The 12824-nt window shown below is 59.0% G+C and carries 13 protein-coding genes and 1 tRNA gene; 9 read left to right on the plus strand and 5 right to left on the minus strand.

Translation table 11 applies throughout. The annotated features are described in order from the left end of the window. The first annotated feature begins 235 nt into the window (after positions 1–235). The 3 genes from AB6803_RS14280 to AB6803_RS14290 all read left to right on the plus strand — a co-directional run bounded on the left by AB6803_RS14280 (position 236) and on the right by AB6803_RS14290 (position 3958). A tRNA-Arg gene (locus tag AB6803_RS14280) sits at positions 236–305 on the plus strand. Between the two features lie 343 nt (positions 306–648). After that, the gene (locus AB6803_RS14285) at positions 649–1791 is read left to right on the plus strand and encodes a slipin family protein (protein ID WP_371109530.1); all 1143 of its coding nucleotides are present in this window, start codon (positions 649–651) and stop codon (positions 1789–1791) included. A 157-nt stretch (positions 1792–1948) separates the two neighbouring features. After that, a complete protein-coding gene (locus AB6803_RS14290) occupies positions 1949–3958 on the plus strand; it encodes a DUF4139 domain-containing protein (protein WP_371109490.1) in 2010 nt (669 codons plus the stop codon). Between the two features lie 74 nt (positions 3959–4032). On the opposite strand, the gene AB6803_RS14295 is transcribed toward AB6803_RS14290, so the two are convergent. After that, positions 4033–4290 carry a YjhX family toxin gene (locus AB6803_RS14295; RefSeq protein ID WP_012651247.1) on the minus strand — a complete coding sequence of 86 codons (258 nt, stop codon included), beginning with the start codon at positions 4288–4290 and terminating at the stop codon, positions 4033–4035. Between the two features lie 298 nt (positions 4291–4588). Between AB6803_RS14295 and AB6803_RS14300 the strand changes: the two genes are divergently transcribed. From AB6803_RS14300 to AB6803_RS14325, 6 genes are all read left to right on the plus strand, one after another. Continuing rightward, positions 4589–5098, plus strand: a complete 510-nt coding sequence (locus AB6803_RS14300) for a GNAT family N-acetyltransferase (RefSeq protein ID WP_371109491.1) — start codon at positions 4589–4591, stop codon at positions 5096–5098. A gap of 87 nt (positions 5099–5185) precedes the next feature. Next, positions 5186–6691, plus strand: a complete 1506-nt coding sequence (gene gatB, locus AB6803_RS14305) for an Asp-tRNA(Asn)/Glu-tRNA(Gln) amidotransferase subunit GatB (RefSeq protein WP_371109492.1) — start codon at positions 5186–5188, stop codon at positions 6689–6691. Positions 6692–6695: 4 nt separating this feature from the next. Continuing rightward, positions 6696–7199 (plus strand): N-acetyltransferase family protein, encoded by a 504-nt coding sequence (locus AB6803_RS14310; protein WP_371109493.1) that lies wholly within the window; start codon positions 6696–6698, stop codon positions 7197–7199. A gap of 19 nt (positions 7200–7218) precedes the next feature. Then, positions 7219–7686, plus strand: a complete 468-nt coding sequence (locus AB6803_RS14315; RefSeq protein ID WP_371109494.1) for an N-acetyltransferase family protein — start codon at positions 7219–7221, stop codon at positions 7684–7686. Positions 7687–7790: 104 nt separating this feature from the next. Next, positions 7791–8189: an NADH:ubiquinone oxidoreductase subunit NDUFA12 gene (locus AB6803_RS14320; RefSeq protein ID WP_371109495.1), complete on the plus strand. Its 399-nt coding sequence runs from the start codon at positions 7791–7793 to the stop codon at positions 8187–8189. A 104-nt stretch (positions 8190–8293) separates the two neighbouring features. After that, positions 8294–8734: a DUF2155 domain-containing protein gene (locus AB6803_RS14325; RefSeq protein ID WP_371109496.1), complete on the plus strand. Its 441-nt coding sequence runs from the start codon at positions 8294–8296 to the stop codon at positions 8732–8734. 69 nt (positions 8735–8803) lie between these two features. Here the strand turns inward: AB6803_RS14325 and AB6803_RS14330 are convergent, their stop codons facing one another. The 4 genes from AB6803_RS14330 to accC all read right to left on the minus strand — a co-directional run bounded on the left by AB6803_RS14330 (position 8804) and on the right by accC (position 12821). Continuing rightward, on the minus strand, positions 8804–9442 hold the full coding sequence (locus tag AB6803_RS14330; protein ID WP_371109497.1) for a DUF1062 domain-containing protein: 639 nt from the start codon (positions 9440–9442) through the stop codon (positions 8804–8806). A 369-nt stretch (positions 9443–9811) separates the two neighbouring features. Further along, complete coding sequence (locus tag AB6803_RS14335) at positions 9812–10768, minus strand: DUF2167 domain-containing protein (RefSeq protein WP_371109498.1); 957 nt, start codon at positions 10766–10768, stop codon at positions 9812–9814. Between the two features lie 70 nt (positions 10769–10838). Beyond that, complete coding sequence (aat, locus tag AB6803_RS14340) at positions 10839–11462, minus strand: leucyl/phenylalanyl-tRNA--protein transferase (protein ID WP_371109499.1); 624 nt, start codon at positions 11460–11462, stop codon at positions 10839–10841. A gap of 6 nt (positions 11463–11468) precedes the next feature. Then, entirely contained in the window at positions 11469–12821 is a 1353-nt protein-coding gene (gene accC / locus AB6803_RS14345) for an acetyl-CoA carboxylase biotin carboxylase subunit (RefSeq protein ID WP_007691978.1), read from the minus strand. Between the last annotated feature and the right edge of the window lie 3 nt (positions 12822–12824).

A 12824-nucleotide genomic window follows, 5' to 3' on the forward strand; every position in this document is an offset into this window, starting at 1 on the left:
CGCTTATTTCTCCACCTTGAAGCGATTCTAAACTGGAGCTATACGCGCCTTCCCGGTCGTCGTGCCGATGCGAGCGTTGATGGTTGGAGCTGCAAAACTCCTCCCGTGCAGGCGGTTTGCCGTTCTGTATACGAATGCCGTGTCGGGAGACGGGAAGGCTTTTGGAGTATAGCTCAGTGGCAGAGCACCGGACGTTCGTCCGGAGGTCGTGGGTTCGAATCCCGCTACACCGGCCAAATGGATAGCTCAGCTAGGTAGAGCATCAGATTCCTAATCTGATTGTCGAAGGTTCGAATCCTTTTCCAACTGCTGGTCGAAAGGCCGGCACCAGCCCGCAAAGCTATTTATCAATGACGGTCCGGGGACCGGAATGCGCAAGTTCGGATATCCACGCAATCTCTAGGGATTGCCCGGATGGAAAAGCGAGCGTCAGGATTATGGGCTCGATTGGCGTTGAAGATTTCGCCGTGCCCCGGCCAGCAAGGAGGAAGCCCTCCAAAGCCGCCGGGATACTGCGCAACCCGCTCCTCGCAAATCCGCCCGTCGTCGCTGCCACCGGTCTCCGGATTTCGATGATCGGCGCATGAACGAAACACGAAAGGAACATCGGTCTATGACGTAGCGCATGCCGAAGGAGTATGAACAATGATGACATTTCTCGATAAGATCTTGGGACGCAAGCGCGTCCTCGTTAAGGAAAACGAACGTCTGGTCGCCCTGCACAAGGGGACGATCCTTGGCATTTTCGGGCCGGGTCAGCAGGTATTGCCGAACCGACGCAACAGCCTTGAGGTTTTCCGCTACGAGCTGACCAATCCGGTGTTCGCATCGGTCTACGAGAAGGCGTTGTTCGAAAAGCTCCCGGAGGTTGCCGAGCATCATCTCACCGTGTTCCGTACCGATGTCGGCGAAGTTGCCGTTATTGAGCGCGATGGCGCAATTTACGCCACACTTGGTCCGAGCCAGAAGCTTGTTGTCTGGAAGGAATCGGGTCCGTGGAAGGAAATGCGCGTCGATACCGCAGACGAGCTTTCCGTTGACCGGGTCTTGTCGCGCCGCCTCGGGCTGGCACGGAAGCACGAGTTCATCTCGAGCTACGCCGTGCTCGAAGGGCAGGTGGGTCTGTTGTTCGTCGACGGCATCTACCTGCGGATGCTTGATGCGGGCATGCATACCTTCTGGAATGTCGGCAAGGCTCTGCAGGTCAAGATCGTCGATCTGAAGCGTCAGTCGCTTGATGTTGCCGGACAGGAACTCCTGACCAAGGATCGCGTGACGATCCGTGTCAACATCTCCGCGGATTACCGTGTGGTCGATCCGGTCAAGGCCGTCGGCTCCGTCAAGGATTTCGCGGATGCGCTCTATCGTGCGCTGCAACTGGCTTTCCGCCGGACGCTTGGCACGATGACGCTGGACCAGATCCTGGAGCGCCGCGTCTCCATCAACGCCGAAGCGGCCGAAAAGGTGCGCGAGGACATGATGGTGATCGGCGTGGAGATCTCGGATATCGAGCTCAAGGACGTGATCTTGCCGGGCGATATGCGTGAGATCCTGAACCAGGTGGTTGCGGCCGAAAAGCAGGCGGAAGCCAACGTCATCCGCCGCCGTGAGGAGACGAACGCCACCCGTTCGTTGCTCAACACGGCCAAGGTCATGGCGGAACATCCGGTCATGCTACGGCTGAAGGAGCTTGAAGCTCTGGAAGCCATTGCCGGCAAGGTGGATAGGCTGACGATCCACAACGGCACGAGCGGCTTGATGAACGATCTCGTCAAGCTTCGCGATATCTGATGCCACTGACAGGAAGGGCCGTCCGGAAATCCGGACGACCCTTTTGCACATGCCAATATTCCGCCCAGCCACCATCACATTTTAGACCGAAATACGATCATAAATTGCAGTAAGCCACTCGGCTCTATCATCTGCAACCGAATCGGAAGGTCTCTTCATGCTCAAGCAAGTCACGGCGATCCTGCTTCTCAGCGTGGCATTCCCAGCGGTTTCGCTGGCGGCCGACAATGGGGCCATTCGTGCCATTACCTTGTCCTCGGGCGGTCTTGCCGAAGTATCTCGATCGGCCGCAGTCGATAGCGATGGCGTGGCCCGACTCGAGGTGCCGCTCGATCAGGTCGATGACATGCTCAAGAGCCTTGTGGTCAATGGGACCGAGGGCTCGGTGGCGGGCATTTCGCTGGCAGGGCCGCAGCCTTTGCAGGAGACCTTCAAGGGCCTGCCGTTCACGCCGGAGGCGCTCTCATCCGTGCCGTCGCTTCTGACTTCAATACAGGGCGCCAGGGTATTGGTAACCAGCGGTGGGAAAACCGTTGAGGGAGACATTCTCGGGATCGAGATCAGGAAGGCTGGCGAGAATGCGCCAATTCACTTGCTGACTGTTCTTGACAAGGATGGCGCGGTGGAGACGCTGGAGCTTGGCGAGGATGCGTCCGTCCGGATTGACGATGCCGGCATGAGAGCAAAGCTTGCCAAAGCGGCGGCAGCCATTGCTCGTGGCAAGAACGACAGCACCCGCACCATCGATATCAAGGTGAACGGCGCGAAGAACAGTGGTGATATCGGCCTCACTTATGTCATTCCGTCTCCGATCTGGAAAACGGCTTACAAGGTTGTGACCGAGGGAAATGGCAAAGCGCGTTTGCAGGCATGGACCGTGCTGGAAAACGCCAGTGGCGAAGATTGGAAGGGCGTAAAACTGACGTTGACTTCGGCCGAGCCGGTGACGCTGAAGCAGGGCCTGCACCAGCTCTACTGGAGAGAGCGGCAAGAGGTGCCGGTCGACACGGCTTCGAACAATGTCCCCGATCCCGATAGTGGAGACCTTTCCAACAGGCAGCATCTGGCATCGGATGTCGAGGGACGAGCCGCGCCCGCGCCTGCCGAGGCCATGATGGGCGGTGTCCGCAGAAAGGCAGCGGCGTCTGCGTACGTGGCTGACGAGCTCGAAAGACCGACAGTGCCAATGCAAATGGCCGCAGCCAATCCGACCGCTGCGACCGAAAGCGATATCTCGGCCACTTTTGAGCTTCCAGGGACTTACGATCTGGCAAATGGCGACACCTTGTCGGTGCCGATCGTGGATGCGGAGCTGGATGCGGATATGGTGGACATGTATCGGGCGGGCAGCTCCTTCCGCAATCCGATCGCTGCCGTGATGCTCAAGAACACCGCAGGTGTCAGCATGCCAGCGGGAATTCTCACGCTATACGATAGCAAGATCGGCTATGTCGGCGATTCCCAGCTATCCGCGCTGCCCAAGGGTGATACGCGTCTCGCCAGTTTCGCAACCGACCGAAAGGTGTCGATCAGCGAGCAGCAGACGCCGACGGAGGAGATTGCCTCTCTGAAGGTCTCAGATGGCGTGATGCAAGCAGTCGTTAAATATCGCCAGACGACAACATACACCGTTTCAGGCGCTCTTGACGGTGAAAGGACCGTCATCGTCGAACACCCGATCAGGGATGGCTGGTCATTTTCGTCGGGCGAAAGCTTCGGTAAGACGGCAACACATCAGCGGCTCAAGGTGGTCGTGCCGGCCGCTACGGAAAAGACGCTGACCGCTGTCGACGAGCAACTTCAGAGCAACAGCTACGCCCTGGTAGATGTTGACCCGGACATGCTGCTCGGGTGGTCGGCTTCGGCACAGGACAAGGCACTCACGGACAAGCTCGCAAATCTTGCAGACGCGCGCAAAAGGCAGGTCGCCATCCAGAACGAACTGGCGAGCCTCGATAGCGAAATCGAGAAAACCATCAACGAGCAGGAGCGGGTAAGACGCAATATCGGCGCCGTGCCTGACAATAGCGATCTGAAGAAGCGCTATTTGAAGGCTCTGGCGGATAGCGAGGATCAAATCGCTGCAATGAACGAAAGGCGCGATGCTGTGCAGGAGGAGAGTGATCGTCGAGGCGACCACGTGGCGGACATCATCAGGACATTCTGATCGCCATCCGCCTCCTTATTTGAGCAGTCTCAATCGATAAGAGCCGCCCCGACCAGGCGGCTCTCATGTTTTCCCTATCGATTATCCAACTGCGCCCTCACCAGCCTCAGTCCCCGTTCGGTAATCCGATAGGGATGCCCGCCGGAGGACTTGATGGCCTTCAAGTGTTTGAGCTTGCGAAAGAGCGTGAGGTCGAAGCCGGGATAGAGCCAGCCGTCGCGGGTGAAGCAGCTCGCCGCCTCGATCTTCTTGGTTTCGGAACGAATGATTTCGATGCGCCCGCCCTGGGCGAGCAGATGCAGGATGCGCTGTTCGGCGCGGGAAATGTCCATGGTTCTCAAGATCCGGAAAGCGCCATAAGGCGCAACAAAACCATCCGGCGCTCCCTTTAGGGAAGCCGGGGCTTCGTTTTCTGGCCCAGCGCACAAGAAGACTTGCGGGCGGGGCCTTTACCGGGACTCAGACGAGTTGAACATCAAAACTCCATTGATGCTGCATTTTTAAAACAGGTTGCAGTCGGCGGTCAAGTTGCACTCTCGTGGAGCACGGGCCGCTATGGTGCGCCTGCTCACATATGGCTGGCAAAAGCCGCGAGCCGGTGTTTTACTGCTCACAAACATCGGGGAATCGATGATCCATATTCGCAATGCGCGTGAAGGCGAAACGGAGATATTGACCAATATCGGCCTGCGGTCATGGCGGAAGGCCATGGGCTCGATCGGCGGCTCCGAGGCGATGCTGGAAGGCGCCAGTGATGCCTTTTCGAATTTCACCCGCGATGTCTGGTTGACAATTACCGTCGTTGAACTGAACGGGGAGGTCGCCGGCTGGGCGGCGCGCGAGGCGCTGGACGAGACTATCTCCGATTTCTGGATCGATCCCGACTATGTGCGCCAGGGGCTCGGTTCGGCGTTGCTGGCGCGCATCGAAGAGGATGTTCTGGAGCAGGGGCTGGAGAAGGTCTCGTTGCAGACTCATGCCGACAACGGCGAGGCGATCGGTTTCTTCAAGGCCCATGGCTATGCCATCCATTGGCTCTCTGTCGTCTATTCTCCGAAGCTCGATCGTGACGTGCCGACGGTCGGCCTGTCAAAGGCGCTGGTCGACAGCAGCGACGGGACATATGGTTCGGGCTTATAGCATCCGCGCGGTGCCGAAAGTCTTGCGCCGCCTCGCCAATTGCTCTACCTCACAAAGTTCAGAAGAACAGCATTTCAAGAGCTTCCCATGACCCTTGTCGACGTCCGTACCCCAGATCCGAAGCGCTTCATTCCCGGTGCCACCGGCGATTGGGAGATTGTTATCGGGATGGAAGTCCATGCCCAGGTGTTGAGCAAATCCAAGCTCTTCTCCGGCGCTTCGACCGAGTTCGGCAAGCCGCAGAATTCCAACGTCTCGCTGGTCGACGCCGCCATGCCCGGCATGCTGCCCGTCATCAACGAGGAATGCGTTAAGCAGGCCGTGCGCACCGGTCTTGGCCTGAAGGCGCAGATTAACAATCGTTCGATCTTCGACCGCAAGAACTATTTCTATCCCGACCTGCCGCAGGGCTATCAGATCTCGCAGTTCAAGGATCCGATCGTCGGCGAAGGCAAGATTGTCATCTCGCTCGGTCCCGACCGTCAGGGCCAGTTTGAGGATATCGAGATTGGCATCGAGCGCCTGCATCTGGAGCAGGATGCCGGCAAGTCGCTGCACGACCAGCACGCCACCATGTCCTATGTCGACCTCAACCGGTCCGGCGTGGCGCTGATGGAAATCGTCTCCAAGCCGGACATGCGCTCGTCGGATGAGGCCAAGGCCTATATGACCAAGCTGCGTTCGATCGTGCGCTATCTCGGCACCTGCGACGGCAACATGGACGAAGGTTCGATGCGCGCCGACGTCAACGTCTCCGTGCGCCGTCCGGGCGGCGAGTTCGGCACGCGCTGCGAAATCAAGAACGTCAACTCCATCCGCTTCATCGGCCAGGCGATCGAATACGAAGCCCGTCGTCAGATCGCTATTCTCGAAGACGGTGGCTCCATCGACCAGGAAACCCGGCTGTTCGACCCGAACAAGGGTGAGACCCGCTCCATGCGCTCCAAGGAAGACGCGCATGATTATCGCTATTTTCCCGATCCGGACCTGTTGCCGCTCGAATTCGACGACGCCTTCGTCAAGGAGCTTGCAGCGCATCTGCCGGAGCTGCCGGACGACAAGAAGGAGCGCTTCGTGCGCGACCTCGGCCTGTCGATCTATGATGCCTCTGTGCTGGTCTCGGAAAAGGCAATTGCCGATTATTTCGAAACCGTTGCGGCTGGCCGTGATGGCAAGATGGCTGCAAACTGGGTGATCAACGACTTGTTGGGTGCCTTGAACAGAACCGGCAAAGACATTGAAGAGACTCCGGTTTCGCCCACCCAGCTCGGCGCGATCATCGACCTCATCAAGGCCGAAACCATCTCCGGCAAGATCGCCAAGGATCTGTTCGAGATCGTGCTCACCGAAGGCGGCGATCCCACCGAGATCGTTGAAGCGCGCGGCATGAAGCAGGTCACCGACACCGGCGCCATCGAAAAGGCCGTCGACGAGATCATCGCCGCCAATCCGGATCAGGTCGCCAAGGTCAAGGCCAAGCCGACGCTTGCCGGCTGGTTCGTCGGTCAGGTGATGAAGTCGACCGGCGGCAAGGCCAATCCGCAGGCCGTGCAGGCCCTCGTCAAGGCTAAGCTCGGCATCGAAGAGGAATAGGCGAGTGTATTTCGTCCGCACCGCCGGCGAGCAGGATCTGGAGAAGGTCCGCGCTCTGTTGCGCGAAACCTGGCATGCGACCTACGACCGGCTCTATGGCGCAGACAAGGTCAGCGAGCTGCATGGTTCCTGGCATTCTCTTCAATCCCTGAAGGCTCGGCTTGCCAGAAAGAACTCCGAGTTCCTGGTCGCGGACGATGGCAAAAACATTGGCGGCATGGGCTATGCCGCCATGTCGGCGGAGCTGACGAAAACCGTCATGCTCTACATGCTCTATGTCAGCCCCCGCTGCCAGCGCCAGGGCATCGGCCGCGACATCTTCGCTGAACTGGAAACCTGCTTCCCCGATGCCGAGATCATGCGGCTCGAAGTCGATCCTCAAAACGAGCCGGCGATTGCCTTCTACAAGGCCCATGGTTTTGTCGAAGTCGGCCGCACGGAAAACTGCGGGAATGAACAATCGGGCATTCCGGCGCTGATATTCGAGAAGCCTCTCGAAAACCACTGAAAGCTTGGGCAGGTCGATCATGAACAGCGCCGATTTGATCATTCGCGAAGCTCGTGAGTCCGACCTTCCCGCCTTGATCGCGCTCTTCGCCGCCGACGCGCTCGGCGGCCATGGTGACACCACCGATCCCTCCGCCTATGAAGATTATCTCCGTGCCTTCCGCACCGTCCAGTCCTCGTCCAACCAGGCGCTCTATGCCGCCGAACTGGCCGGCGAAGTCGTCGGCACTTTCCAGGCGATGATCACCACGACGCTCAATGCCCGTGGTTCGTCCTCGATGATCATCGAAGCCGTGCAGACGCGCAGTGATCTGCGCGGGCAGGGGATTGGCGCCGCGATGATCGAATTCTGTATCGCCGAGGCAAAAAGTCGCGGTGTGCGGTTGGTGCAGCTCACATCGAACGCCGTGCGCAAGGATGCCCATCGTTTCTATGAGAGATTGGGTTTCAAACCGACCCATCTCGGCTTCAAGATGGCTTTGAAATGACCGCTTTTCCCGCTGGAATCACTGGACAAGCAAGTCTAGTGGCGGCATAAGCGAGAGATCGAATTCTGGTATCGCTCGCCTTTTTGCGGGCACAAGGAAAAGACATGTGGAATTTACTCCTGCAAACCTTCACTTGGTGGAATGGTCAGACGATGGGCACCCGCTTCGCGACATGGCGGTTCGGCAAGCGCGTCGGCGAGGATGAATTTGGCAATGTCTATTACGAGGGCGGTATGTCGTCCTACGGTCTTCCGAAGCGCTGGGTGATCTACAAGGGTTACGCAGAGGCTTCTGCCATTCCTCCGGGCTGGCACGGCTGGATGCATCACCGCACAGACGTTCCGCCGACCAAGGACAATTACGTCGCCAAGGAATGGCAGATTTCGCATCGCGCCAATCCGACCGGTTCGCCGCAGGCCTATCGTCCGCCGGGCTCGCTCGCCGTTGCCGGCGAACGTCCGCGCGTCACCGGCGACTATGACGCCTGGACGCCGGGCAACTGAGCATAGGAAGCCGGCTCGTCCTTTGGCCACAATTGGCCTATAGGCGCAGAAGATGCCGGCTCGTGCTCGGCGCTTTGACCGAGACCAAGCGGAGATTGGCGGATATGACGTTTTTCACGCGGAGCGCTTCTTTGCGTGCGATATCGGCAGCAGTTCTTGCGCTCGCCGCAGGAGCCCTATTGCCACCGGCCGCCGAAGCCGCCCGCATTTCCAATCCCGTTGCCGTGTTCTCCGGCCTCGACAAGATCACCGGCCGCATCACCACCTTCGATGTCTATGTCAACGAGACCGTGCAGTTCGGCGCCCTGCAGGTGACGCCGAAGGCTTGCTATTCGCGCGATGACACCGAACAGCAGAAGGTCGACGGCTTCGTCGAAGTGGACGAGATCACCCTCGACCGCCGCATCCGCCGCATCTTCACCGGCTGGATGTTTGCCGATAGCCCTGGCCTCAACGCTGTGGAACATCCGATCTATGACGTCTGGTTGAAAGAGTGCAAGCAGAAGTCGGACATTCCGCCGCCGGACTCGGCTGGCACCAAGTAAAGCGCCTCCCCAAACTTTGACAGCGCCGAGAGTTTCACCCGCAGAAGTGACCTTCAGCGGGCGATTTCGTTATTCGTCGTCTTGCGGCGAAGCGACGCTCATCTGAACTGGATACGGTTTGGTTTCGTCCGTGAGATCGATGACAATGCTGGTGCCATCCTTGATCCTTCGCCGCAGGGCGTCAGCGCGATCCGGATGAATTTGCAGTTTCCCGCTTTTATGCAGCGCCTGAAGCCGGGATCGTGCGATGCCGAGTTCCGTGGCGAGCAGGCGGTCCAGCCGCGTGCTGACAGGAAACGTGACCGCCAGTTCGATGTCTAGCCTTGTCCAGCTGTCCGTTCCATCCAACACTTCCTTCTGAACATCGGCCTCGGCAAATTCGTCAATGCGCTGAGCCTTGCGCCGCAGTGCATCGAGATCGAATTCCTGCGTCCGTATCCAGCTGAGATCGTTGGTTTGCAGTGCCTCAAGAGTGGCAGGCGACAGCCCACGAACATTCTGGCGCTCGAAGAGCGTTCGGTTCCATGTCTTGTCGCAGGTCGAGCATTTATAGACGAGCCAGGCATCGAGTTTCTTGCCGTTGGCGTTGAGCCTGATCTTGCCGCTGGATCTGAAAGGCTTGAGGCCTCCGCAGCAACTGCAGGCGATCCACGGTTGCGGGGCAGTTCGAGGATTGATGGTCCAGCGGACCTTGAGAATAGTGCACATACCGTCTTGGTCTTCCGTTTGGAAGTTCACCAAGCTGGCGGCAGGACAAGCCCTTTACGGGCGCGGTGTGGCGATGTCTAGGACGGATGAAGAGCTGAGACAGCAATGGCTGTGCATGGCACATGTCAACAATGCCAAACCGGTCTCAGGCCACCACCCGATGAACATGATCACACGCCGGGTGGCGATGGGCCGCCCTCACATATGGGGTGAAATTGGATGAGACCGGTATTTACGATGGCAAAGTGAAACCTCGACGCGCCGACACTCTTCGCGTCGAGCGATAGCAGATCGCAACCAGAATTTGAAGTCGCCAAGACAACGAAAAGCCGGTCGTTCTTCTGTGAACGAAACCGGCCGGAATCGTTCCTACGCGTCAGTGTTCTTGTTGCGGCGAAACAGCCCGAGGACCTTGCGCCCGGCGGCCAGGACGCCGGCGACAACGACAATCAATCCCTTTTTCAGCGCCAGGAGCGCCACGCCAAAACTCTTGAAGAAGCCGAGGACGACGGCGAGGAAGCCGAGCTTGGCTGCGATCTTCACGCCGGCACCGGCGGCAATCATTCCCGCCATACTGTAGGCGGCGATCTTGTCCCCGTTGACGAAGTCGGCATAGCGCTTGCCGCTGTCATATTGCACGGTGTTGATGACGCTGGGGATTGCCGCGTTGATCTCCGGCAGCTGCTCAAGCCCGGCGACGAAATCAAGCTCTGTAACACCCTCGCGGCCAAGGACACGCACGGAATAGTTCAGCGTGTGCGCACCGTTCGGATCCTTGCCGAAGATCAGATCGCGCGCCCAGTGGAGGGCGTGGGTCGCCTTGTCGTAATGCGGCGGCTCGGCCCAGCCGACCAGCGTGATCGGATCGTAGCCCGCCTTCTCACGTTCCGGATTGCTCTCCTGGATCCCATCCTGGATCTGTTTCAGCAGCGCCGTGTAGTCCGTCGAGGCGGCATCGTCGTCGGAGACGTGGCCACTGCCGTCATAATCGATAACCGCGCCCCAGGAGCGCGGATCGATCGGCGAATACTTCGCCGGGAAGATCATGCCGAACGTGTTGCCGGCGGCGCTATCCGGGTTGCCCCAGAGCTGGACCAGCACCTTTCGCGTATCTTGCTGATTGAGATAGTAGAACTGATCGGAGACGTTCAGCGTGGCGTTGGCGCCGGAAAGCTTGATCGCGCCCTGCTGGAAGTCGAGCGTCTTCAGGACTGCCCCGTATTTGCCTTCGGGCACATCGGCACCGAACATGTCGCGAAAGGATTTCGCGTCGGCCTGCGTTGCGGCCAGCGCGGCGAGAAAAGCGATTGCAAGATATTGTTTCAAGATACTACCCCCGGCTGTCGACCCGAAAGTAGCGGACTGATGATTTAAATCAATGCTGAGATGGAGATTCTTAACTGTCGGAGAAGCTCAAATTGGGCGATTCCATCGCCTTTTCCAGCATCCTTGCATATTCGTCTTTCGGCACGTCGATCGCGCCGAATGTCTTCAGGTGCTCGGTGGTGAACTGGGTGTCGAGCAGGGTGAAACCGCGCTCTCTAAGTCGCTCGACCAGATGCACCAGGCAGATCTTCGAGGCGTCCGTGCGGCGCGAGAACATGCTCTCGCCGAAGAAGGCCGAACCGAGCGAGACGCCGTATAATCCTCCGACCAGCATGTCGCCGTCCCATGCCTCGACGGAATGGGCGTGGCCGATATGGTGGAGGGTGGAATAGAGCGCTCGGATCGTCTTGTTGATCCAGGTGCTGGGCCGGCCGCTGGTCTGTTCAGCGCAGGCGGCGATGACGGCGTCGAAATCCGTGTTGAAGCGGATATCGAAGGTTTTTTGGCGGATGGTCTTCGCCAGGCTTTTTGAAATATGAAAGGCATCGAGCGGCAGGACGCCGCGCAGTTCCGGCTCGACCCAGAAGATTTCCGGGTCATCGGCCGATTCCGCCATCGGGAAGAGCCCGATGGAATAGGCGCGCAGCAGAATTTCCGGAGTAATGCCGGGATTTCTGCCGCGCGGCCGTGCCATGGGCGCTTAGACCGAGGTCTTCGCCAGGTAGTCTTCCAGCCAATGGATATCGTAATCGCCGTTGGCGATATCCTGATTGGAAACCAGATCCTGGAACAGCGGCAAGGTGGTCTTGATACCGTCAACCACGAATTCGTCCAGCGCGCGGCGCAGGCGCATCATGCATTCGACGCGGGTGCGGCCGTGCACGATCAGCTTGCCGATGAGGCTGTCGTAGTAGGGCGGGATCTTGTAGCCCTGATAGGCACCGGAATCGATACGCACGCCAAGGCCGCCGGGGGCATGGAAATGCGTGATTGTGCCGGGGGAGGGTACGAAGGTGCGCGCGTCCTCGGCATTGATGCGGCATTCGATGGCATGACCATGGAAATGCACTTCGTCCTGCGTCACCGACAAACCACCGCCGGAGGCGACGCGAATCTGTTCGTGCACGAGATCGATGCCGGTGATCGCTTCCGTGACCGGATGCTCCACCTGCAGGCGGGTGTTCATTTCGATGAAATAGAACTCGCCGTTTTCGTAGAGGAATTCGATCGTGCCGGCGCCGCGGTATTTCAGCTTCATCATGGCGTCGGCGCAGATCTGGCCGATTTTCATGCGCTGCTCGACGTTGAGCGCCGGTGAATTGGCTTCTTCCCAAACCTTCTGGTGACGGCGCTGCAACGAGCAGTCGCGTTCGCCGAGATGGATGGCATTGCCTTCGCCGTCGCCGAACACCTGGATTTCGATGTGGCGCGGCTTGCCGAGGTATTTTTCCATGTAGACGGATTCGTTGCCGAAGGCGGCAGCCGCCTCGGTACGTGCCGTCGACCAGGCTTCGAGGACGTCCGCTTCCGTGCGGGCAACCTTCATGCCGCGTCCACCGCCGCCGGCGGTCGCCTTGATCAGAACGGGATAGCCGATTTCCTTCGCCGTCTTCAGCGCTTCTTCTTCGGTCTTCACTTCGCCGTCCGAACCGGGAACGACGGGAATGCCGAGCTGCTGCGCAGTCGTCTTGGCGGTGATCTTGTCGCCCATGATGCGGATATGGTCCGCAGTCGGGCCGATGAAGGTGATCCCATGCGCATCGAGGATGTCGGCGAACTTGGCGTTCTCCGACAGGAACCCATAGCCCGGATGCACGGCGTCGGCGCCGGTGATCTCGCAGGCGGCAACGATCTGATGGATGTTGAGATAGCTCTCGCGTGACGGCGGCGGGCCGATGCATACGCTTTCATCCGCCAGACGCACATGCATCGCGTCGGCGTCGGCTGTCGAGTGCACGGCAACGGTCGCGATGCCAAGCTCCTTGCAGGCGCGCAGCACCCGAAGGGCGATCTCTCCGCGATTGGCTATGAGTATCTTCGAAATCATGGGCATGGG

Source organism: Rhizobium sp. RCC_161_2 (assembly GCF_041355235.1).
Taxonomy (GTDB): Bacteria; Pseudomonadota; Alphaproteobacteria; order Rhizobiales; family Rhizobiaceae; genus Rhizobium.